Source organism: Jannaschia seosinensis (assembly GCF_001408515.1).
Lineage (GTDB): Bacteria > Pseudomonadota > Alphaproteobacteria > Rhodobacterales > Rhodobacteraceae > Jannaschia > Jannaschia seosinensis.
Window position 1 is genome coordinate 17,516 of the sequence record NZ_CYPR01000154.1, and the last position, 22,037, is coordinate 39,552.

Genomic DNA, 22,037 nt, shown 5'->3' on the forward strand with positions numbered 1-22,037 from the left:
CGATGATCGACCTGAACGAAGACACCACGTCCTGCAGCTGGACCCACCTGCTCGAGGCGGCCACCGAGAACGCCGTCACCGACTTCGAGATCGAGTTCTGCGACAGCCTCCGCGAGAAGCTCGAGCGGTTCGGCGACGGCGCCCGGCTGACGGACGCGCAGTTCCACAAGCTGGCCTGCATCGCGCAGGCCGGCGGTTTCTGGGAGCGCGAGCGATGATCGACCTCAACCATGGCTCGGGTTTCCTCTACGGCGCCGGCGCGCCGCGCCCGCCCATCGCGCAGGCCGTGTCCGCCGCCATCGACACGGCGCTGTCCGCGCGCCATCGCGCAGAGCGCCCGCGCACCTATGTCAGTTCCTCGGGTCTCGGTCGCGACTGCCTGCGCCAGATCCAGTGCGACTTCCTCGCGGTGCCCAAGGACGAGGGCCAGGAGTTCGCGCCGCGCACGCTGCGCATCTTCGAGGCGGGCCACCGGGCCGAGGACATCGTCGCCGGTTGGTTCCGGATCGCGGGGTTCGACCTGCACACCGAACGCCCCGACGGCCGCCAGTTCGGGTTCGAAGCCCTCGGCGGGCGCTTCAAGGGCCACATCGACGGCTGCTTCGTCTCTGGCCCCGTCGCGATGGACTATCCCGCGCTCTGGGAAAACAAGGCGCTCGGCGCGGCCAGCTGGAAGGACGTGGTCAAGCGCGGCGTCAGCCTCGCGCGCCCCGTGTATGCGGCGCAGATCGCCCTTTATCAGGCTTACATGGAGCTGCCAGCGCCGGCGCTCTTCACCGCGCTGAACCGCGACACGATGGAGCTGCACGCCGAGCTCGTGCCGTTCGACGCGCATCTCGCGCAGGAGATGTCTGATCGCGCCGTCGCCGTGGTGCAGGCATCCGAGGCGGGGGAATGGCTGCCGCGCGACGCGGCCGAGCCCACGGCGGTCCTCTGCCGCGGCGGCATGGCGGCCGGCAAGTGGCACGCCCCCTGCGCCTGGGCGAAACGATGCTGGGGAGAGCAGTCATGATCCCCGACGCCTATGAGCTCAAGCGGATCGTGCGCGCGCATCGCGAGCGGTTCTGGTGCTCCGACCTGCTCGGAGCGGCGGAGTTCGCGCCGATCTATTTCTTCGACGATCAGGCCGCCTTCGATGGCGATATCGTCGACCGCGCGATGGCCAAGGTGCTGACCGGTCCGCTTCGGCTGCCGCATCCGTCCGTGATCTTCGAGGTGCGCGAGCAGCGCGCGTCTCCCTCGGGCCTGATCGTCTGCGCCCGCGCCGACGGTGATATCGTCAAGGCCACGTTCCTCATGCGCAAGCGGGCGCCGCGCGGCTGGACGGATTGCCTCGTGCGGATCTGGATGCATCCGGACGGAAAGGCGGAGATCGAGGGCAACCCCGCCGAGCGGAGCGACGAGACGGTCCGCGGTCACGGCGAAGTCGCCGCCGGCATCGTCTGGCGCGCGCTGACCATCCTCGGCGCCTCACCTGAAATTCGCGACCGCAAGGTGTCGCTCGCGAAACGGTCCCGCCTGTCCCGCGAGGGCGTGCGCGGATGGGTCTGGCGGCAGGTCGCCATCGATCCGGCCCGCCTGCGCACGGCGACTCCGCCGCAGGGCGGCAGTCACGCCAGCCCGCGCTGGCACATCCGCCGCGGTCACTGGCGGCAGCTCGCCGACGGGCGCCGGGTCTTCGTCCGCCAGTGCGAGGTGGGCGATCCGAACCGCGGCGGGATCGTCAAGGATTACGCAGTGGAGGCACCCCATTCATGACCGAGATCACCCCATCCGCCACGCAGGCCGCCGCGATCCGCGAGATCAGGGAGTGGTTCGAGACCCGCACGGAGCAGCAGCAGGTGTTTCGGCTCTTCGGTTTTGCCGGGTCCGGCAAGACCACCGTGCTGAAGTTCGCGCTCGACGAGCTCGGTCTCTCGCCCCACCGCAACGCGAAGGACGGCCGGTGCGTCCCCGGCGTCGTCACCGCCACCTTCACCGGCAAGGCCGCGCTGGTGCTGACCCGCAAGGGCACGCCGGCGCGCACCATCCACAGCCTGATCTACTCGGTGATCGAGTCGACCGAGGAGGAGATCGAGGAGGCCGCCCGCAAGATCGCGGTGGCCGAGCGCGACGCGCTTCGCCTCACCGGGTTCGCGCGCACCACGGCCGATGCCGCGATCGAGGCGATGCGCCAGGGGCTCTCGGCGATGAAGCACCCGCGCTTCGCGCTGAACCCGCAGAGCGACGCCGCCGACGCCCGGCTGATCGTGCTCGACGAGGTGTCGATGGTCGGCGAGGAGATGGCGCGCGACCTGATGAGCTTCGGCAAACCGATCCTCGTCCTCGGCGATCCGGGCCAGCTGCCGCCAATCCGGGGCGAAGGCGCCTTCACCCGCGACGAGCCGGACGTGATGCTGACCGAGATCCACCGCCAGGCGGCCGAGAGCGCGATCATCCGCCTCGCCACCATGGCGCGCGAGGGCCGGCCCATCGGCTTCGGCGTCTACGACGACCATGTCGCCAAGCTCCGCAAGGGCGACATTACGCCGGAACAGGCGCTCCGCGGCGGCCAGCTGATCTGCGGTCTGAACGCCACGCGGCTGCAGATCAACAACGCCATGCGCGCGGCCGCGGGGCTCGGCGGGACCTGGCTGCCCACGGGACCGGCCGAGAAGATCATCTGTCTGAAGAACCAGAACGATCTGGGGCTGATCAACGGGATGTTCGTGACGCTTGAGGACATCGTCGACGAGGGCAGCCTCTACTTCTCCGCCGTCGTCCATGACGAGGACGGGCGCCACATCGGCGAGCCCTATGAGGACGGGCGTCCGGGCCGGCTGCGCATCTACAAGGGGCATTTCGAGGACCACGTCGCCTACGACGACAAGCGCCATGACCGCGACTACAAGGAGAAGCGCCTGCTGACCGAGGCCACCTTCGGCTGGGCGATCACCGCGCACAAGGCCCAGGGGTCGCAGTGGGAGAACGTGATCGTCTGGGACGACGGACTGGGCCGCACCGAGATCGACCGGCGCCGCTGGCTCTACACCGCGATCACCCGGGCCGAGCGCGGGCTCGTCCTTCTGGCCTGAGGGGTGCGATGATCGATCTCAACGACATCGCGGTCCCGAAGACCCGGCACGATCTGGCGGCGGTGAAGGAGCGGCTGGCCTGCACGGCCGTCGACTGGCTGCCGGGGCTCTTCCCCGAGGCCCGGCTCGCGCGGGACCGTCGTTCCTTGCGCTGCGCAGACCTCTCCGGGCGCCCGCCGCGCAAGGAGGGGTCCTGCACCATCCATCTCGACGGGCCCTATGCCGGCTGGGGCTTCGATTACGCAACAGGCGAGCGGGCCGGCCCCATCGACCTGATCGCTCAGGCGACAGGGCTCTGCGACGGCGCGCTCTTCGACGAGGCGGCGCGGCTCGCGGGGATGGATCATCCCGCGCCGCGGCCCACTCTGGCGTCCCCCGTCCGCGCGCGCCCGGACCACTCTGCCGAGATTGCGCGCCTCGTTGACGGGGCCGTGCCGCTCGCCGGCACGTTGGGCGAGACCTATCTGCGCGCTCGCGGGCTGTCGGATCCCGGATCGCCCGACCTGCTGTTCCACCCCGATCTCCCGGACTTCGACAGCTGCCGCGGCTGGCCGGGCCTGATCGCGATATTGCGGCTGCGGGACGGCGAGCGTGCGCCCGGCATCCACCGCATCTTCCTGCTCGACGATGGCAGCGCCAAGGCGCCCCCGGGCAAGAAGATGCTCGGCAGCGTGAAGGATGCCGTGGTCCGGCTCTTCCCGATGTCCGAGGACGGCCACATCGGCATCGCCGAGGGTATCGAGACGGCGCTCGCCGCCCACGCGCTCTTCAGCACACCGGTCTGGGCGGCGCTGTCGGCCGACGGTCTGGCGCGGTTCCAGTGGCCCAAGGGCACCCGGCGCGTCACCATCTACGCCGATGCCGGAGATGCCGGCCGCCAGGCGGCCGCGACGCTCTCGGACCGTCTGAACCGGGCCGACATCCCGAACGAGATCGTCGCGCCGCTCCATGGCGACGACTTCAACGACGATCTGCAACGTGGCGCCCGCGCCGAGGATTACGCGCGCGAGACAGATACCGCAGCCGAGCCGCAGGCCGCTGACCCGGTCGACGCCGAAACGGCTACCCCCATCGTCGCCTCCGCCGACGATCCCGCTACGCTGATCGCCGCGGCAGAGGCACTGACGAACCCGCCCGAGTTCGAAGCCCTGTCCACGCTGCTCGGGCGCATCGCGCTGGCGAAGCTCGATCCTCTGCCCGAACGGCAGGTCATCGCGCGGATCAAGTCTGCGACCGGCATTGGTATCTCGGTCCTGACCCAGCAGCTGGCCGAGCTCCGCCGCCGCGTGAACGCCACCGGCGATCCGCACGCGCCGATCCCGAAGCCCGCCTGGTTCGGACGCCTCCGGCTCGATCTGGCCGGCGCGCCCGAGCGCAACGAGGCCAACGTCATCGTCGCGCTGACCTCCGATCCGGCCTTCGCGGGGGCGCTCGCCTTCGACGAGTTCGGGCAGGAGATCGTGGTGCGCCAGCCGCTGCCTTGGGACAGCGTCGCGTCCCTCCCGCGCCCCTGGGAGGACGCCGACGACATCCGCACCGCCGAATGGCTGCAACTCCGCGGCATCAACGTGGCGCCGGTGGTCGTGAGCCGTGCCGTCGGCGCCGTCGCCCGCGAGCTGCGCATCCATCCCGTCCGCGACTGGCTCGACACCCTGACATGGGACGGCACGCCCCGGATCGAGACCTGGACCAGCGCCTATCTCGGCGCGGAACCCACGGCGTTCAACGACACCATCGGCGCGCTCTGGCTGATCTCGGCCGTCGCCCGCACCTACCGCCCCGGCGTGAAGGCCGATCACATGCTGATCCTCGAGGGGCCACAGGGCGCCCGCAAATCCACCGCGATCAAGGTGCTGGCCGGCGAGGAATGGTTCACCGACGAGCTGCCCGAGCTCGGGTCCAAGGACGCGGCGCTGCACATGCAGGGCGTCTGGATCGTCGAGATCGCCGAACTCGACGCCATCGGCCGCGCCGAAGTCTCGCGCATCAAGGCCTTCCTGACCCGCACCACCGACCGCTTCCGCCCGCCCTATGGCCGCTACACCGTCGAGGTGCCGCGCCAGTGCGTTTTCGCCGGCACCGTGAACCCCGACACCTATCTGCGCGACGAGACCGGCAACCGCCGCTTCTGGCCGCTCCGCTGCGGCACCATCGACATCGCGGCGCTCGCGCGCGACCGGGACCAGCTCTGGGCCGAAGCCGTCCACCGTTTCCGTGCCGGCGCGATCTGGTGGATCGACGACCCGGCGCTGCTGGCCGAAGCCCGCGAGGAACAGGACCGCCGCTACCAGTCCGACGCCTGGGACGACCTGATCGAGCACTGGCTGACGCACGAAATCCGGACCGTCTCAGATGGCTTCCCCGACTACGGCAACTCCCGCACCGAGACCGTGCCGCGCCCGGAGCCGCTGAGGGATGTGTCGGTCGGCGAAATCCTCGAGGAGGCCATCGGGCTCGAACCCGCGCGTTGGACCCGAGGCGACCAGATGCGCGTCTCGGCCTACCTCAAGGCCAACGGCTGGGAGCGGTACCGGCGGCGCGACGAGGGCGGGCGCGAGGCGCCGCGGGAATGGCGATATCGGCGAGGTACGGGATAGGCCTCAGAAAGGTGGCAACCGGCCCTTACCGACCGCGTGGGCGCAGCCTCGTTACCGTTCGAACATCCTGTGCTAGCGCAGTGCTCGCTTGGAGCCACTGCCGCATTTCTTGGAAAACCGGGTGGCTGCCATCTGGGTCTGCCAGGGTCAAGAGTATTGCAAATGGCACTCCTTCCGCGGGGAACTGCGCCTCAGCACGAACGAGGCTAGTAACCTCCAGACGCCATTGCGACGAGCTTCCTTTCTCAACGAATGTGCTCTCATACTGCTTAGCGGGCCACCATTTGAGGCCGTGGTCTATGAGCGCCTTCTCGGGTATCGCGAGATTGGTTGACTTGGGTAGGTAGCGGGCCGCGATCTGGTTCGTGAAGCGGACACTGCCATCGGAAGCGGGCTCCGGCTGACGCTGCTTCAGCGATGCCTCAAGATTGACGCGGACGAACTCGGCACCGAAGGCTGGATCAAGCGGTGGTGCGTAAACGAGCGTGATTTTGGCAAGGCCTGAGCAGCGTCCGTCTGTAACAAGGCTTTGTGGCCAGCTGAACGGGAACCGGAGTATGACCGGCTTCTTCTCGCCAATGCTAAGGCGGCTTTGGAAAAGCAGCGTGATCTGGTGGTCGTCCGTTTCCAGCATCGTGGCGACGGCTCGCGGCCTGCCGAAACCCGCGAATTGCCGGCCAATGTCCTTGAGACCACGCTTCGTCAGTGGCTCGGGCATCGCCGTGTGATGCAGCAACATTGCCCGAAGCGCTTCGACAGACAAGCCGCCCTCTGTAGCGGTGTCGAGGCCTGCCAACGTACGCGCAACCAGCGGCGCGGCGAAACTCGTGCCGACGACGCTCTGCCTGCCGCCCGAAGGAGACAATGACGCAAGCCCGGTGGGCTTTCCGGGCCCACTCCCTCCTGTTCCGCCATAGCACGCGACATCGGGCTTGACACCAACTTGGAGACCGGGCCCGCGCGTCGTGTAAACGGTCGGCGCGTCGGCAATCTGATTGGTGTTTGGAGGATTGAGCGCGCCGACCGAGATCGACCTGACGCTCTCGGCGGGCTTGAAGATCGTGTCGGGTGAGGTTCGTGACGCGAAATAGTTGATGACGTCGACTGGACGCTTCTGCCAGGCGGAACGCGCCTGAGCGGGTGGCAGGTTCCCGGCGGAATTCACGAAGACCACGCCGTAGGTATCTGCGATCTGGTCGAGGCGAGAAGCGTAGATACTGTACCGGTGCCGCTCGACCGGCGCGACCGCGTTTATGGAGAGATTAAACACTCTGACGCCATGTTCGTTCTTCGCCTCTGCGACGGCCTGCTCGATCTCCTCTAGGAAGTCGGAGAAACCTCGACGATAACGAGCCATGAACGGCCCGTTAGGGTACAGGGGTATGTCGTAGAGACGGCAGCCATTCGCCTCGGGCGCGACGTCAACGCTATTGAGCGTTTGCCCAATGGTCAGCAGTCCGGCGACGTTCGTGCCGTGGACCGCGTCATATTCTCCTGACGATAGATAATCGAACCGTCCCGCAACCCAGCCCTCAAGAACCGGCGCCACACCAGAGTCGATGACACCCACGATCGGGTAAGTCGATCGGCCCTCCGGAACGGGGATGGCAACCGGTTCGGCTGCGGCAGTGGCATCAGAACTTGAACGGTCGTCTGTCAGCTCGAGCAGAACTGGTGGCAAGATCGCACGCACCAAAGGATGCTTCTGGAGCGCATTCAGGGTCGCCTCGTGTCGTTCCGGATTTCGGTCCATCGAAGAGAGGCTGATTTCCTGGCCTGAGTCGCTTCCAGCCACACCTCCTCGATTGTCGATCAGAGCGCCGACAGGCTGTGTGGTCAGCTGAACTTCGAGGACGGGGGTTCGTCCAACCTCAAAGGCGAGATAACTGCGCGCACCCAGGCCGAGAGACAATAACAGCCGCTCAAGTGAGCGCCGTAATGCGATCCGTCCGAGCGGGTCATCGGCGATCACCCGTTCGGCAGGCGTCTCGAAAAGTTCGACCTGATAGCCGGAGACCGCCCGAGGATCCTCGAGCGCCGCAAGAGCTGCTGCGGTAGAAAATGCACGTTTCTGCTCGGGAGGTGCGATTTCGATGGTCTCGATGGCGCCGACTTCTGCTCGCGCGATGGTCGGCGCCTTGTAAGGCTTATTGTCAACCCTCCGATACTTTGTCTCGACGGAGGCTTCAGCCTGCTCGATGCGCTGTCGCAGAGCTTTCAGGTAGATCAACGGAGCTCGAAAATAGAGCGTTCCGACCGCGTCTGCCCCTACACACGGGAATTGGTCGGGCTTGAACAGCCACCATACAGGTCGATAGGATTTCGCCAGTGCCTCGTTGCGCATCTGGATTTTCAGATACGCCGCAGGACCATAACGGCTCGTCCGAAGCTCGTCGATGATCCGGTCGATTGCGGCCAGCAGCGAGTCCTTGTGGGCGACGAATGCCTTGTCGGCGTCTTCGAAAAAATCCTTGTTCCGCGGCGGCTGTCCCGGATCGGGCGCTTGATGAAAATCGCGATCATTCAGGATGATCTGAACCGGATTATTGGGCATGCGACGCCTCCAGCAGTGGCAGATGGCGCTTCGCCTTCTTGAGGTCGCTCACCCGCGACTGGCCGTACCCCGTCGCCTCACCTATTTCGGTTTGCTTGAGCGAAAGCGTACCATCATTCGCGATCAGGCTGATAAAAGCTTCTTGATCGACGGCGAGGATGCGGGCCGCCACATGATCGTGCTGCGGTGCACGGGCTAGTACAGAACTCAAGGCATGGAACAATCCTGGCCCGTCATGAGATTCGCCGCTGAGCGCCAGCGTCCGTTTCACGGCCGTGCACACTCTTTCGATGTCGGCCCCCGTGCACCCCGCGAGACAATATGAGAATACCCTGAGGGTAGAGGCAGGCGGTTCGAGCGGTTGGAGGAACCGCGCAATCAGGCTTTCGCGGGCGGGCTCGTCCGGCTCGCCGAGTTGAAGATGCGTTTCGAAGCGACGCCAAACGGCTGGGTCCAGGAGCCTGTCATGGTTCGTAATAGCGATCGTGATTCCGAAGTTGTGCCGCTGATCGAGATTCTGCAGCAAGGTGTTGACCACGCGCTTGATCTCGCCGATCTCTTGCGGATCGTCCCGGAGTTTCGCGAGCGCGTCGAACTCGTCCAACAGCAGAACGCAGGCGTATCGGTTGGCGAAGTCGAACAGATTCGCAATATTGCGCGCGGTAGTGCCCAGAAACGATGATATCAGGCCGTCGATGCGTGCCACGACCAAGGGCAATCCCAACCGGACGGCGATATAGTGGGCGGTAATGGTCTTACCCGAACCAGGCGGCCCATAAATCAACAGAGAGCGCGTGGGCGACACACCTACCTCCTGCAGCGCGGCCTCGCTGGCCCATTCCCGCAGCAGACCCTCGACCGTTTCTGACACTACTGCCCCATAAACGGGCGCCCGGCCGTTCCGACCCGGAAAATCAACTGTGCACAACCGGGCCCCGGTCTCTCTATCGATCGGCGGGTTAACTCCCTGCTCGAGGACTTCCCCGGAGATATGGCCGCGCGACATCTCCACGCGGCTCGGAGCTAGTTCCTGTGTGTCGCGCGCGGCGGCGCGCAAGCGCTCTAACGTGGCGGCTTCCTTCGTCGCTCCGGCCTTCTCGAGGCGCTCACGAAGACGCAGCACCTGCTTGTCCACAGCCTCCGGATCCCCGGCCAGTCCGGCCCGAACGATGCTCTGGATGACCGCGAAGTGCTCCATGTCGAAAATCCACCATCAGGTTTGTGAGTTGCCGATTCATATCGCCGATAGCTCGATCCTACAAGGCATAATCCAAAAAATATCGGCATTTCCGGAAATAATATCGACACCACAGCCATTCTGATCGGCCTCTGGACAAGATGGTGAGCGCCTCGCGTTCGGTGACGCTGCCAAGCGGGCGACGACCGCTTTGGCGGGCCCACTGCCAGTTCTCGTACGGCGCTGCCATCAGACCGCTTTCTCCGCCCACCCTGTCGTCCTCACTCAGCGTTTCAGTCGCTGCTCGGCTCTCGTCACGGCGCTCTGTCCCAACCTCCCCGGTGGTCCCAACCCTGTCCCAACCTCTCGAGGGGGTTGGGGACACGAAAAGCCGTTCAAAAACAACGGTGTCCCCAACCTCACCCCGTGGTCCCAACCTTTTGCTACACATTCATGTGGGAGAACGGAAAAGGTCGGGAACATGTTTTTCTATACGAAAAGAGAAGGACCCCCGTTGGGGACACCGAGGTTGGGACCTCATCCGGTTAAATCATTGGTCGAGAACGATAAAGGGATGTCCCAACCCCCTCAAAGGTTGGGACCACGCGTTCTGAGGTTGGGACCGGGGCGGATCGAACGTCGATCACCGCCCGCCGCCGCGCCCATGGTCGTTTTCGCTTTGGCCGAGGACCGCTGGATGCTACATCTTGAGGTGACCGAAGCCGAAGGCCCACAGCTTGTGAGCCTTCACGATGAACACACCGATCCCCGCGCAGGACGTCCGCCCCGAGCCGGGCGCGATCAACCGGTCCTGCATCCTCGCCCTCGATCTCGGCACCTCGACCGGCTGGGCGCTCCGCAGCCATGACGGACTGATCACCAGCGGCACGGTCAGCTTCCGCCCCGGACGCTTCGACGGCGGCGGCATGCGCTACCTCCGTTTCACCAACTGGCTAACCGAACTCGACCGGCTGTCGGGGCCCATCGCCGCCATCTGGTTCGAGGAGGTCCGTCGGCACGCTGGCACCGACGCGGCCCATGTCTATGGTGGGCTGATGGCAACCCTGACCTCGTGGGCCGAACTGCGCGGCATTCCCTACGAGGGCGTTCCGGTCGGCACGATCAAGCGCCACGCCACCGGCAGGGGCAACGCGCCGAAGGAGGCGATGGTCGCCGCGGCCCGAGCACGAGGGTTCTCACCCGCGGACGACAACGAGGCTGATGCGATCGCCATCCTGGATTGGGCGATCGAGACGAACGGAGGCGTGGAATGAGGTGGTATCCGAAAGGCTACGGTGGCACGTGTCGGGATCCCGACCAGGTGAAGCGCGATGGCTGGCATGACGAGGGTGTGCTCGCCGTCTCCGTCGACGACGACCGGCTAACGTGGCCGAAGCGCGAGCTGGTCCGTCAACTCGGAGAGAAGCTGTATGGGCCTCGGGCGGACGACCGGGAGGCCGCCAATGGCTGACTGGACGCCCACCATGGTCGAGGATCGGCTCGAGAGCGCCGCCGACGTGTTCCGTTCGCTGCCCGAAGTGAAGCCGCAGGGCTACTTCAACGCCTGGCCCGAGTACTTCCACAGCTTCGCCGACAAGGTCGGCCAGGAGCCCAGAACCCGCAGGCCCAAACCCGGCCCGCGCGACATCACGCAGGCCGAGGATGCTCTGCTCTGGCTGCGCTGGCTCGATCCCGCCGATGCGCGCCTGCTCTGGCTCCGGGCGAACCGGAAACCGTGGAAACCGATCTGTTGGGAGCTGGGCATCAGCCGTGCCACCGCGAACCGTCGTTGGCAGTACGGGATAGCCGTGATCGTCTGGCGGTTGAACGGGAGGCGCGTGCCGCAGAAGCGGTCGATGGAGTTCGTGGTGGCGCACGCGTCGCACCGAGCCTGTCAAGGCACGTCGGGCGCGTGAGACACTTTTCGGCGAGACACCGGACGGCGAGACGGATCGCCCCTCTGACGGTATCCATGGCGATATACTCGGGGTCGTGTGCTCGGGCGAACCATCGCCAATCCCGAGGTGGACACCGCGGCTGGATTTCGGAGTCCAGCTGGGGTCCAGGCCGCCAAGCCATTGTTTTCCGGTTCCTTTCCGGCCCGAAACGTATGCTGGCGGGCTTGGCGCGCAAGTTCGCTAGCGTCAGGGCCATTTTTTTGGGAGTCCACCCGGTCGGAATCCATCCCCGAAACTCGTAATAACCACGCAGTAACAGCCGCTTGGCGGGTGGACTCCAAGGTGGATACCCGGCGCCTGGGAGTCCACCCAGGGATCCACTGGATTCCGCCTTGGCGGAGTCCAGCTTGCGCCGCGCCCCGCCGCAACCAATCGAACAGGATCACCACCATGACCCTCGCCTTCGCCCCTGAGCGGATCGAGCAATGGCCGCTGGCCAGGCTCCAGCCCTACGCGAAGAACGCCAAGCAGCACGGGGCGGACCAGGTCGCGAAGCTGGCCGCCAGCATGGCCGAGTTCGGCTGGACCGTGCCCTGCCTCGTGGGAGAAGACGGCGAGCTAATCGCGGGGCACGGACGCGTGCTCGCCGCCACGCAACTGGGCCTCACTGAGGCGCCGGTCATCGTGCTGGGCCACCTGACCGAGGCGCAGCGGCGGGCCTATCGTCTGGCTGACAACAAGCTGACCGAACTCGGCACCTGGGACGAGGCGCTGCTGTCGGCCGAACTGAACGAGTTGCTGGCCGAGGATTTCGACCTGTCGCTGGTCGGCTTCTCCGATGGTGAGTTGGACAAGCTGCTGGCCTATGTGCCCGAGGAGGATGGCGGCGAAGGCGGCGCTGGTGGCACTGTGCCGCCTGTCGTCATTCCGGAGCCGCCGCGCAATCCTGCGTCGCGCACCGGCGATCTCTGGATCCTCGGCGACCATCGTTTACTCTGCGGGGACTCGACCAGCCACGAAGACGTGCGCCGCCTGATGAATGGCGAGCGCGCCGTGCTGTTCGCGACCGACCCGCCATACCTCGTCGATTACGACGGCTCGAACCATCCGACGCGCAACAAGGATTGGAGCCAGAGCTACGGCACCACTTGGGACGACAGCAGCCAGGGCGCCGAGCTCTACGACGGCTTCATCGCCGCGGCGGTGGCCGAGGCGATCACCGAGGATGCGGCCTGGTACTGCTGGCACGCCTCGCGCCGCCAGGCGATGCTGGAGGCCTGCTGGGAGAAGGCCGGCGCCTTCGTTCACCAGCAGATCATCTGGGTGAAGGACCGCGGGGTGCTCACGCGGTCGCACTACCTCTGGAAGCACGAGCCCTGCTTCATGGGCTGGCGCCGCCCGAACCGCCCGCCGAAGGTGGCCGAGCAGACGCTGCCCTCGACCTGGGAGATGCCCAGCTTCACCAGGGACGAGCGCCCCGACCACCCGACGCCGAAACCGCTGGACGCTTTCGGCATTCCGATGCGCCAGCATGTGGCGCGGGGCGGGCTCTGCTATGAGCCGTTCGCTGGGTCTGGCTCGCAGATCATGGCGGGCGAGGCCAACGGCCGCCGCGTCTTCGCAATGGAGATCAGCCCGGCCTATGTCGATGTCGCCGTGGAACGCTGGCAGGCCGAGACCGGGAAGGACGCGATCCTCGACGGCGATGGACAGACCTTCGCCGAGGTGAGGGCTGAGCGGCTGGGGGCTGTTGCGCAGGAGAATGCCGCGTGAAGCAGACGCGCACCATGTCGCTGATCGAGGCCGTGACGAATGTCGTCGTCGGCTACGTGCTGGCCATCGCGACGCAGATCGTCGTGTTCCCATGGTTCGGGATCGAGACGGGGCTCGCGGAGCATCTGACCATCGGCCTCGCCTTCCTCGGCGTGTCGCTGGCGCGCGGCTACCTGCTGCGGCGGCTGTTCGAGGCGTTCCGGGTCCGGAGCTCTTGAGGACGCTCGGGATGCGATGACGGTGTCGCGCGGCGCCTCGATGGACTAGGTTCGCTCCCATGAGGAGGAACCGGGCAAGATGGCAGGCAGGCAGCAGCATTGGGACGGAGTCTACGGCGCGCGGTCGGAAGACGCACTGACATGGTTCGAAGCAATGCCGGCGATATCTCTCGATCTGATCCGCGAACATCTGCAACCGGGCGAGCCGTTCATCGATATCGGGGCCGGCGCGTCTCGTCTGGTTGATGCGCTGCTCGAGGAGGGTTTTGGCCCGCTCACGGTGCTGGACCTCTCCGCGGCCGCCCTGGCCGTCAGCCGGCAGCGGCTCGGCCCGAAGGCCGACGACGTTGCGTGGATCGAAGCGGACATCACGACGTGGAAGCCCGATCGGGATTACGCGGTCTGGCACGACCGGGCGGTGTTCCATTTCCTGACCGGGGCCGAGGATCGCGCCGGCTACGCCCGCGCCCTGTCGGATGCCCTGCGCCCGGGCGGGATCGCGATCATCGCGACGTTCGCCGACGACGGGCCCGAGATGTGCTCGGGCCTGCCCGTGGTGCGCTATGCGCCGGAAGAGCTGGCGCAGGAACTCGATCGTCTGCTTCCGGGCCGGTTCGAGATGCTCGAGGCCAGACGCCACATGCACGTCACGCCAAAGGGCAACCGACAGAGCTTTCAGTACAGCGTGTTCCGGAAAACGGATCGCTGAGACGAGAGACCGCCGCCCCATCGGGGGCGGCGACATGCAGTGGGAGGCCGTGCGCAGCGTCAGTCGCGGATGGCGTAAACGCGACCCTTTCCGTCGACCTTCTCGGAGGTGATCGTCAGGCCCAGCTTCTTCTTGAGCGCGCCGGACATGGCGCCCCTCACTGTGTGAGATTGCCAATTTGTGGCGGCGACGATCTCGTCGATGGTTGCGCCGCCCTCGGCGCGGAGCATCTCGATCAGCTTCGCCTGTTTCGTGCCCGTGCGCGGTGTGCGCGCCTTTGGCGCGGGGTCGGCCTCAGCGGGGGCGTCCTCAGGGGCTTCCGCGCTCGGCGCTGCGTCGGCGCCCGTGGGCGCGCGGTCGCCGCCTTCCGGCTCGATGCCGATGGCGGCGAGGCCCGCGTCCGTGATGTGCAGGAGCATGGCGTGGCCGTCCTCGTTGTTGCGCCAGATCCGGTTGAGCGCCGCGTCGGCCTTGGTCTGGTTGTCGGTTGCCGTCTCGGCGATCAGCCCGCGCTTCAGCAACGCCCCGACCACCTTGGCGGCGGCGCCGCCGCGGAGCGAGCCGGGCAGCGGCAGAACGTTGCGGTCGTCGCGCTGCGCGGCGGCGCTGAGGATGATCGCTTGCGTGTCGGAAAGCTTGGTCATGGTGTCGTCTCCTTGGTGGGGGCCGCGACCGCCGCGACCCTCCTACGACCCCGAGCCGCGCGTCGGCGCGGCAGGAGCTTCGGCTGTGCCGGATATCAGCGGGCGTGTTCGCCTTCGCCGAAAGCGCTGTCGGTGATGCGCTTCAGCAGGCTGGCGTAGTGTTCGAGGGTGCCGACCATCGCCCAGCCCGCCTCGTCGGGGTGGCAGTTGAAGTGGTCGTCGCTGAGCGCCTTCAGGCGGGCGAGCCTCTCGTCGATTTCGGCCTTCTTGGCCATAAAGGCCGCGAGCGCGGCTTCCTTGTTCCGGCGCGCCTTCTCGGCGCGGAGTTCGTGGCGCGGGGTGGTGATCGGGATCATGCGGGTCGTCATCGCGGGGACTCCGTCGTGAGTTGCATCGTGCTTGTGGATCGACGTTCGCTCTGGCGCGGAGGCTTATCAACTCGATAAGAACATGATTTAGAATGACAATCGGAGCGCGGCATGGACGGCATGAGCGAACGCCAGTACGCCGCGCGCGTCGGCCTGTCGCGCGGAGCGATCCAGAAGGCCAAGGAGACCGGACGGCTGGTGCTGCACCCTGACGGCAGCATCGACGCGGAAGCGTCGGACACGCGCCGGGCCGAGACGACCGACCCGTCGAAGACTCGCGCCGCCGCGAAACCGTCTGCGGCGGCCAGGTCAAAGCTGAAGCCCGTGCCGGAGGCCGCCCTCTCTGCGGTAAGCGACACGTTGCGCGAACAGGGCATGGCCGCCCCCGCCGTCGGCGGCAGCACGACCTTCCTTCAGGCCAAGACCGCGAACGAGGTGCTGAAGGCGCAGGAACGCCGTATCAGGCTGCAAAAGCTGAAAGGCGAGCTGGTCGACAAGGCGCGGGCGGAAACGCTGATGTTTCGGCTGGCGCGCGAGGAACGCGATGCCTGGGTGACCTGGCCCGCGCGGGTGGCCGCGCTCATGGCCTCGGAACTGGCGGCCGCCCCGGGAGAGGGGATCACGGTGGAGGCGGCGGTGATGCAGAAGGTTCTGGAAGCCCATGTCCGCGCCCAGCTCGACAGCCTCGCCGATATCCGCAGCGGCCTTGGGTGAGAACCAGTCCGCGGAGCGGATGCGAGGGTCCGGTGGACCATCGCAAGGGACGAACGCCCGGAGCGCAAGCGAAGGGCCGGAGATGTTCGCCTTCGACGGGGCCAACGACCTGTTGCGCGCCTGGTCGCGGGGCCTGCGGCCCGACCCGGACCTGACGGTGTCGCAATGGGCGGACCGGCACCGCTGGCTCAGCTCGCGCGCGAGCGCCGAGCCGGGGCGGTATCGGACAGCCCGCACGCCCTACATGCGCGAGATCATGGATGCGCTGTCGCCGGTCAGCCCGGTGCAGCGTGTGGTGTTCATGAAGGCCGCGCAGGTGGGCGCGACGGAAGCGGGGAACTGCTTTATCGGCTTCGTGATGCACCACGCACCGGGGCCGATGCTGGCGGTCCAGCCGACGGTGGAGCTGGCCAAGCGCAACTCGCGCCAGCGGATCGACCCGCTGATCGAGGAAAGCCCGGAACTGCGCGAGCGGATCAAGCCGGCGCGCTCGCGCGATGCGGGCAATACGATGCTGTCAAAGGAGTTCGCGGGCGGCATCCTGATCATGACCGGCGCGAACTCGGCGGTGGGGCTGCGCTCGACCCCGGCGCGGTACCTGTTTCTCGACGAGGTCGATGCCTATCCGGCCTCGGCCGATGAGGAAGGCGATCCTGTCAGCCTGGCCGAAGCCCGCTCGCTGACCTTCGCGCATCGGCGCAAGGCGCTGCTGATCTCGACGCCGACGATCCGGGGGCTGAGCCGGATCGAGCGGGAATTCGAGGCCAGCGATCAGCGCCGCTATCATGTGCCATGCCCGCATTGCGGCCATGCGCAATGGCTGCGCTTCGAACGGCTGCGGTGGGACAAGGGCCAGCCGGACACGGCGGAATATCACTGCGAGGGCTGTGAGACGGCCATCGCCGAGCATCACAAGACGGCGATGCTGGCGGCCGGAGAATGGCGCGCCTCGGCGGAGACCAAAGACCCGCACACAGTGGGCTATCACCTCTCGGCGCTCTATTCGCCGATCGGCTGGCTCAGCTGGGCGCGGATCGCGCGGGCCTGGGAGGCGGCACAGGGCAACGACGAGGCCATGCGCGCGTTCCGCAACACGATCCTCGGCGAGACCTGGTTCGAGACGGGCGAGGCGCCGGACTGGCAGCGGCTGGCAGAGCGGCGCGAAGAATGGACCGCGGGCACCGTGCCGGCGGGTGGTCTATTCCTCACGGCCGGCGTCGACGTGCAGAAGGACCGGATCGAGATCGATGTCTGGGCCTGGGGGCGCGGGCTGGAAAGCTGGCTGGTCGATCATGTTGTCATCGAGGGCGGTCCCGGCGATCCGGGTTGCTGGCAGACGCTGACGGAGCTGCTGGGGCGTACATGGGCGCATGCCAGCGGCCAGCACCTGACCATCGCCAAGCTGGCCATCGATACCGGCTACGAGACCAGCGCCGTTTATGGCTGGGCGCGCCAGGTCGGGTTTGCGCAGGTGGCCCCGGTCAAGGGGCTCGAGGGGTTCAACCGCGCGAGCCCGGTGACGGGCCCGACCTATGTCGACGCCACCATCGGCGGCAGACGCTTGCGACGCGGCGCGCGGCTGTGGTCCGTGGCGACATCGACCTTCAAGGCCGAGACCTACCGTTTCCTGCGGCAGGAGAGGCCGATGGCGGAAGACGTCACTGCCGGCGCCCCCTGCCCCGCTGGTACGATTCACCTGCCGACATGGGCCGACGGCGAGTGGCTCAAGCAGCTGACGGCCGAGCAACTGATCACCGTGCGCACCAGGCGCGGCTTCTCGAAGCTGGAATGGCAGAAGCTGCGGGAGCGCAACGAGGCGCTGGACTGTCGGGTCTATGCGCGGGCCGCGGCCTGGATAGCAGGTGCGGATCGCTGGGCGGACGCACGTTGGCAGGAGCTGGAGCGACAGCTGGCGGTCGAACTGGACGGATCGGACGGGGATGCGGCCGCCAAATCTGCGCCACGCCCGTCCGTACGGCGGCGCACGGTGAGGTCGAGTTACATGGGGTGATCTATGGCCACTATTGCTGACCTGCGCGCGCGCCGCGAGGCTCTCTCGGCGCAGCGGTCATCAGGCGTGGCGCGGGTCAGCTATGACGGCAAGACCGTGGATTACCGCAGCGTGGCCGAGATCGACCGGGCGATCGAGGCGCTGGATCGCGAGATCGCGGCCCTCGAGGGGCGGCGCATTGTCCGCCATGTGCGCATCACCACGTCCAAGGGGCTCTGATCCATGGGGCTGTTCGACCGGTTTCGCCGCTCCCGTGGACGCGGCCCCGCAGCCGTGCGCGCCCGGCTCGAGGGCGCGATGTCCAAACGCCGGCTGCGGGGCTGGAACCCGCCGCTGGAGAACATCAACACGCTGGTCGCCTCCGGCGGCCCGAAGCTGCTGGCCCGCGCGCGGGAATTGGTGGTCACGAATGGCTACGCGGCGAATGCCTGCGAGGCCTTCGCGTCCAACATGGTGGGGGACGGGATCAAGCCATCCTCGCTGATCGACGACGCCGGCTTGCGCGATCGGGTGCAACGGCTCTGGCTCGCCTGGACGGACGAGGCGGACGCGGACGGGCTGACCGACTTCTACGGTCTGCAGGCCATGGTGGCGCGCGAGATGTTCGTCGCGGGCGAGTGCTTCGTGCGGATGCGCCCGCGCCGGGCCGAGGACGGGCTGCTGGTGCCGCTGCAGATGCAGCTTCTCCAGTCCGAAATGCTGCCCTTCGAGAAGACGGGCCCGGCGGCCAACGGCAACCGCATCCGCTGCGGCATCGAGTTCGATGCGATCGGGCGGCGGGTGGCCTATCACTTCCGCCGCAGCCATCCCGGCGACAGCACCGATCAGCGTGTGGCCGTGCCGGAAACGGTGCGCGTGCCGGCGGCGGACGTGCTGCACATCTACCGCCCCATCGACGCGGGCCAGATCCGCGGACTGCCGCATGTGGCCCCGGCCATGGTGCGGCTGTTCCTGCTCGATCAGTACGACGACGCGGAGCTGGACCGGAAGAAGACCGCGGCGATGTTCGCGGGCTTCATCACCAAGACCGCGCCGGAAGACCCGATGATGGGGGAGACCGAGCCGGATCTCGACGGGACCGCCATCGCCAGCCTGGAGCCGGGCACGATGCAGGTGCTGCTGCCGGGCGAGGATGTGAAGTTCTCGTCTCCGGCGGATGTCGGCGGCGGCTACGAGGCGTTCCAGTACCGGACGCTGCTCGCGGTCTCGGCCTCGCTGGGGTTGCCCTATCACCTGGTGACCGGCGACGTCCGCCAAGCCAACTATTCGTCCTTGCGCGCGGAACTGGTCGAGTTCCGCCGACGGGTGCAGCAGCTTCAGCACGGGGTGATCGCGCATCAGCTCTGCCGCCCCATCTGGGCGCGCTGGCTGGAGACGGGACAGCTGGCAGGCCGGTTGGACCTGGCCGATCCGGTCGCTGCGCGCATGGTTCAGTGGATCCCGCCGCGATGGGACTGGGTCGATCCGCTGAAGGACATCCAGGCGCAGGTCCTGGCGATGGAGGCCGGGATCACCTCCCGGCGCAAGGTGGTCGAGGCCACCGGCTATGACGTCGAGGAGGTGGACCGCGAGAATGCAGCCGACGCCGCGCGCGTGGCTGATCTGGGACTGCGCTATCGCACCAGCCCCGGCGAGACGCAAGGCGCCCGCGCGACGCCGGAAAAGCGGCCCAATCCGGCCGACGGCGCGGACGGTCGCACTACACAGGAGTGACATCATGAAGAGCTGGTACACGATCCGCGCCCGGGCTTCGGGCGCGGAGGTGCTGATCTATGACGAGATCGGCGCCTATGGCGTCAGCGCCAAGGGGTTTCTGGCCGAGCTGGGTGCGCTGCCGGATGATGCCCCCATCGACCTGCGCCTCAACAGCCCCGGCGGGTCGGTCTTCGACGCGGTCGCCATCCACAACGCACTGAGCCGTCACGCAGGGACTGTCACCGTCTGGATCGACGGCATCGCGGCTTCGGCGGCGAGCTACATCGCGATGGCGGGCGACGAGATCGTCATGCCGGAAAACGCCTTCCTGATGATCCATGACCCGTCCGGGCTGGTCATGGGCACCGCGGCGGACATGCGCGACATGGCCGGGACGCTGGACAAGATCGCGGCCAGCATGACGCGCGGCTACGCGACCAGATCCGGCAAGCCCGAGGCGGAGATCGCGGCACTGCTGGCCGCCGAGACCTGGCTCTCGGCTGCCGAGGCGCTGGAGGCGGGCCTTGTCACGCGCCTGGCCGAGCCCGTGCGCATCGCCGCCAGCTTCGATATCGGACGCTTCCGGAACGCGCCGCCAGAACTGGTTGAAGCGGTCGAACCCGTCGAGGCCATCGAACCCGTCGAGCCGGACCCGGCCTCCACAGCGGCGGGCATCGTTGTCGTCTCCAACGATGTTGTTCCTGCTGCGGGTGCAGAGCCGCTCGCGGAAAGCGCGCCGGGTGTTGCAGACCGGAACACCCGATCAAGCGAAGTGGAGAGCTGCGTTGCAGTCGCCAACGGACCACCCGACGCCGGGGTGATCCGCGCCGAGGCCATTGCCCATGCCCGCGCCGTGATCGACCTCTGCCGCCTGGCAGGCCAGCCGCAGATGGCCGGGCGCTTCCTTGAGGAAGACGCCAGCCTGGATGCGGTGCGCGCGAGCCTTCTTGACGCAAAGGCCGAGGCCGCGCCGCAGATCAATCCGCATCACCCGCAACCCGGGCGCAGCGAGACCACGCGCCCCTGGGGCGATGTCATCGCCCGCACCTTCAAGTTGAAAGGATAAGCCATGCCCTCGCTCACAGAAGGCACGCACCCCGGCGGCTTCCTCGTCTGGGAAGTGCTGCGCGACTACACCCGCGAGACCATCACCGTCGCCGCGGGCACGCTCGCACCCGGCACGGTCCTGGGCAAGATCACCGGCTCGGGCAAATACGCCGCGCACGATCCCGCCGCAATCGACGGCACCGAGACCGCGGTCGCGGTGCTGTGGGGCAAGGCGGATGCGAGCGCCGGCGATGCACCGGCCGTCGCCCTCGTCCGCGGCCCCGCCATCGTCAACCCTCACGACCTCGTATTCACTGGCACGCTCGCTGAGGCCGAGATCACGGCCGCCCATGCGGCGCTGCTCGCCGCGGGCATTCTCGTCCGCTGATCCCGCGCCACCCCCCAATTCCTGACCCGGAGGCATTCCCATGGCCACCATGGACATCTTCGAAGGCGATGCCTTCACCATTGTCGAGCTGACCCGCGCGCTCGAGAACATCCCCTTCAAGCCCGCGATCCTCTCGGGGGCCGGGCTCTTCGGCGCCCGCGGCGTCCGCAGCCGCACCGTAATGATCGAGAGCCGCGACGGCACCCTGTCGCTGATCCCGTTCTCCGAACGCGGCTCGGCCTATGAGAGCCAGATCCCGGAGCGCCGCGAGATGCGCGCCTTCGTCTGCCGACAGTTCAAGAAGCAGGACGTGCTCTGGGCCTCGGAGATCCAGGCAGTCCGTGACTTTGGTTCGGAAACCGCCGTCCAGCAGGTGCAGACCGAGGTGGCGCGCAAACTGGGCCGACTCAGGAACGATGCCGAGGCGACGTTTGAGTTCCACCTGTTCAACGGCATCCAGGGCGTGGTGAAGGATCCCAGGGACGGGGCAACGGTCATCGACTACCACGCCGAGTTCGCCATCACCCCGGCCGCGGAGGTCGACTTCGATCTGGACAATGCCACCCCGGCTTCGGGGGCCTTGCGCAAGCGCTGCCAAGCCATGATCGAAAGCGTCGAGGACAGCCTCGGCGGTCTCGCCGCCGGTCAGGTGCAGCTGCGCGCCGAATGCGGCTCGGCCTTCTTCGCCGATCTGGTCGCCCACAAGGAGGTGCGCGAGACCTATCTAAACACTGCCGCGGCCGCAGATCTGCGCGGGCGCGTGGGCGAGGAGGTCAGCTTCGGCGGCATCACCTTCCGGCGCTATCGGGGCGGGCTGGGCTTCGGCGTGTCCACGGACAAGGCGTACTTCTACCCCGAGGGGGTCGAGGGGCTGTTCGAGATCTACTACGCCCCCGCCGACACGTTCGAGACAGTCAACACGGTGGGTCTGCCGCTCTACGCGCGCATGATCCCAGACCGCGACCGGGACGAATGGGTGCGCCTCGAGATCGAGAGCAACCCGTTGCCGATCTGCACCCGCCCGCAGGTTCTGCGCTCGGCAAGGCGGACCTGATGATGGCTGTCGCAATGGCGTTGGACGCCCTGTTCGCGGATGGCAATGTCGCACGCGACGCCGTCTACACCCCCGAGGGTGGCGCACCCGTCCTCGTCCGGGCCGTGGCGCGCCGG

Annotated in this window: 22 protein-coding genes; 18 read left to right on the plus strand and 4 right to left on the minus strand. The window is 67.2% G+C overall.

What is annotated here, in order from left to right; genetic code table 11:
- Nucleotides 1-2 precede the first annotated feature (2 nt).
- Genes JSE7799_RS11255 through JSE7799_RS11275 form a run of 5 tightly spaced genes read left to right on the plus strand, consistent with a single transcriptional unit; the run spans nucleotide 3 to nucleotide 5,671 of the window.
- Nucleotides 3-218 carry a hypothetical protein gene (locus JSE7799_RS11255; RefSeq protein ID WP_055663682.1) on the plus strand — a complete coding sequence of 72 codons (216 nt, stop codon included), beginning with the start codon at nucleotides 3-5 and terminating at the stop codon, nucleotides 216-218.
- Nucleotides 215-1,012 (plus strand): hypothetical protein, encoded by a 798-nt coding sequence (locus JSE7799_RS21755; RefSeq protein ID WP_055663683.1) that lies wholly within the window; start codon nucleotides 215-217, stop codon nucleotides 1,010-1,012. Before JSE7799_RS11255 ends, JSE7799_RS21755 begins: the two co-directional genes overlap by 4 nt.
- Entirely contained in the window at nucleotides 1,009-1,758 is a 750-nt protein-coding gene (locus tag JSE7799_RS11265) for a hypothetical protein (RefSeq protein ID WP_055663684.1), read from the plus strand. The genes JSE7799_RS21755 and JSE7799_RS11265 overlap by 4 nt, the downstream gene beginning before the upstream one ends.
- The gene (locus JSE7799_RS11270; RefSeq protein WP_055663685.1) at nucleotides 1,755-3,074 is read left to right on the plus strand and encodes an ATP-dependent DNA helicase; all 1,320 of its coding nucleotides are present in this window, start codon (nucleotides 1,755-1,757) and stop codon (nucleotides 3,072-3,074) included. Before JSE7799_RS11265 ends, JSE7799_RS11270 begins: the two co-directional genes overlap by 4 nt.
- A gap of 8 nt (nucleotides 3,075-3,082) precedes the next feature.
- Nucleotides 3,083-5,671 (plus strand): VapE domain-containing protein, encoded by a 2,589-nt coding sequence (locus tag JSE7799_RS11275; RefSeq protein ID WP_055663686.1) that lies wholly within the window; start codon nucleotides 3,083-3,085, stop codon nucleotides 5,669-5,671.
- A 25-nt stretch (nucleotides 5,672-5,696) separates the two neighbouring features.
- On the opposite strand, the gene JSE7799_RS11280 is transcribed toward JSE7799_RS11275, so the two are convergent.
- Together JSE7799_RS11280 and JSE7799_RS11285 are read right to left on the minus strand one after the other, a co-directional pair.
- Nucleotides 5,697-8,225 carry a S8 family peptidase gene (locus JSE7799_RS11280; protein WP_055663687.1) on the minus strand — a complete coding sequence of 843 codons (2,529 nt, stop codon included), beginning with the start codon at nucleotides 8,223-8,225 and terminating at the stop codon, nucleotides 5,697-5,699.
- A complete protein-coding gene (locus JSE7799_RS11285; RefSeq protein ID WP_055663688.1) occupies nucleotides 8,215-9,423 on the minus strand; it encodes an ATP-binding protein in 1,209 nt (402 codons plus the stop codon). The genes JSE7799_RS11280 and JSE7799_RS11285 overlap by 11 nt, the downstream gene beginning before the upstream one ends.
- Nucleotides 9,424-10,154: 731 nt before the next feature.
- On the opposite strand from JSE7799_RS11285, the gene JSE7799_RS11290 reads away from it, so the two are divergent.
- The 6 genes from JSE7799_RS11290 to JSE7799_RS11315 all read left to right on the plus strand — a co-directional run bounded on the left by JSE7799_RS11290 (nucleotide 10,155) and on the right by JSE7799_RS11315 (nucleotide 14,000).
- Nucleotides 10,155-10,676 (plus strand): crossover junction endodeoxyribonuclease RuvC, encoded by a 522-nt coding sequence (locus tag JSE7799_RS11290; protein ID WP_055663689.1) that lies wholly within the window; start codon nucleotides 10,155-10,157, stop codon nucleotides 10,674-10,676.
- Nucleotides 10,673-10,873 carry a hypothetical protein gene (locus JSE7799_RS11295; RefSeq protein ID WP_055663690.1) on the plus strand — a complete coding sequence of 67 codons (201 nt, stop codon included), beginning with the start codon at nucleotides 10,673-10,675 and terminating at the stop codon, nucleotides 10,871-10,873. The genes JSE7799_RS11290 and JSE7799_RS11295 overlap by 4 nt, the downstream gene beginning before the upstream one ends.
- Complete coding sequence (locus tag JSE7799_RS11300) at nucleotides 10,866-11,318, plus strand: DUF6362 family protein (RefSeq protein WP_055663691.1); 453 nt, start codon at nucleotides 10,866-10,868, stop codon at nucleotides 11,316-11,318. Before JSE7799_RS11295 ends, JSE7799_RS11300 begins: the two co-directional genes overlap by 8 nt.
- A gap of 432 nt (nucleotides 11,319-11,750) precedes the next feature.
- A complete protein-coding gene (locus JSE7799_RS11305; RefSeq protein WP_055663692.1) occupies nucleotides 11,751-13,073 on the plus strand; it encodes a site-specific DNA-methyltransferase in 1,323 nt (440 codons plus the stop codon).
- Nucleotides 13,070-13,291: a DUF7220 family protein gene (locus tag JSE7799_RS11310; protein ID WP_055663693.1), complete on the plus strand. Its 222-nt coding sequence runs from the start codon at nucleotides 13,070-13,072 to the stop codon at nucleotides 13,289-13,291. Before JSE7799_RS11305 ends, JSE7799_RS11310 begins: the two co-directional genes overlap by 4 nt.
- Nucleotides 13,292-13,370: 79 nt before the next feature.
- Nucleotides 13,371-14,000 (plus strand): class I SAM-dependent methyltransferase, encoded by a 630-nt coding sequence (locus JSE7799_RS11315; RefSeq protein WP_055663694.1) that lies wholly within the window; start codon nucleotides 13,371-13,373, stop codon nucleotides 13,998-14,000.
- Nucleotides 14,001-14,059: 59 nt separating this feature from the next.
- Here the strand turns inward: JSE7799_RS11315 and JSE7799_RS11320 are convergent, their stop codons facing one another.
- Nucleotides 14,060-14,644, minus strand: coding sequence for a DUF3489 domain-containing protein (locus JSE7799_RS11320; RefSeq protein ID WP_055663695.1), 585 nt, complete (start codon nucleotides 14,642-14,644; stop codon nucleotides 14,060-14,062).
- Nucleotides 14,645-14,739: 95 nt separating this feature from the next.
- The gene (locus tag JSE7799_RS11325; protein WP_055663696.1) at nucleotides 14,740-15,012 is read right to left on the minus strand and encodes a hypothetical protein; all 273 of its coding nucleotides are present in this window, start codon (nucleotides 15,010-15,012) and stop codon (nucleotides 14,740-14,742) included.
- A gap of 111 nt (nucleotides 15,013-15,123) precedes the next feature.
- On the opposite strand from JSE7799_RS11325, the gene JSE7799_RS11330 reads away from it, so the two are divergent.
- From JSE7799_RS11330 to JSE7799_RS11360, 7 genes are all read left to right on the plus strand, one after another.
- Nucleotides 15,124-15,726 carry a hypothetical protein gene (locus tag JSE7799_RS11330; RefSeq protein WP_055663697.1) on the plus strand — a complete coding sequence of 201 codons (603 nt, stop codon included), beginning with the start codon at nucleotides 15,124-15,126 and terminating at the stop codon, nucleotides 15,724-15,726.
- Nucleotides 15,727-15,808: 82 nt separating this feature from the next.
- Nucleotides 15,809-17,737: a phage terminase large subunit family protein gene (locus JSE7799_RS11335; protein ID WP_055663698.1), complete on the plus strand. Its 1,929-nt coding sequence runs from the start codon at nucleotides 15,809-15,811 to the stop codon at nucleotides 17,735-17,737.
- 3 nt (nucleotides 17,738-17,740) lie between these two features.
- The gene (locus JSE7799_RS11340; RefSeq protein ID WP_055663699.1) at nucleotides 17,741-17,956 is read left to right on the plus strand and encodes a phage head-tail joining protein; all 216 of its coding nucleotides are present in this window, start codon (nucleotides 17,741-17,743) and stop codon (nucleotides 17,954-17,956) included.
- A 3-nt stretch (nucleotides 17,957-17,959) separates the two neighbouring features.
- Nucleotides 17,960-19,450 (plus strand): phage portal protein, encoded by a 1,491-nt coding sequence (locus JSE7799_RS11345; protein WP_055663700.1) that lies wholly within the window; start codon nucleotides 17,960-17,962, stop codon nucleotides 19,448-19,450.
- A 4-nt stretch (nucleotides 19,451-19,454) separates the two neighbouring features.
- The gene (locus JSE7799_RS11350) at nucleotides 19,455-20,498 is read left to right on the plus strand and encodes a head maturation protease, ClpP-related (protein ID WP_055663701.1); all 1,044 of its coding nucleotides are present in this window, start codon (nucleotides 19,455-19,457) and stop codon (nucleotides 20,496-20,498) included.
- A gap of 3 nt (nucleotides 20,499-20,501) precedes the next feature.
- Nucleotides 20,502-20,867 (plus strand): head decoration protein, encoded by a 366-nt coding sequence (locus JSE7799_RS11355; RefSeq protein ID WP_055663702.1) that lies wholly within the window; start codon nucleotides 20,502-20,504, stop codon nucleotides 20,865-20,867.
- Nucleotides 20,868-20,907: 40 nt separating this feature from the next.
- On the plus strand, nucleotides 20,908-21,921 hold the full coding sequence (locus JSE7799_RS11360) for a major capsid protein (RefSeq protein WP_055663703.1): 1,014 nt from the start codon (nucleotides 20,908-20,910) through the stop codon (nucleotides 21,919-21,921).
- Nucleotides 21,922-22,037: the final 116 nt, after the last annotated feature.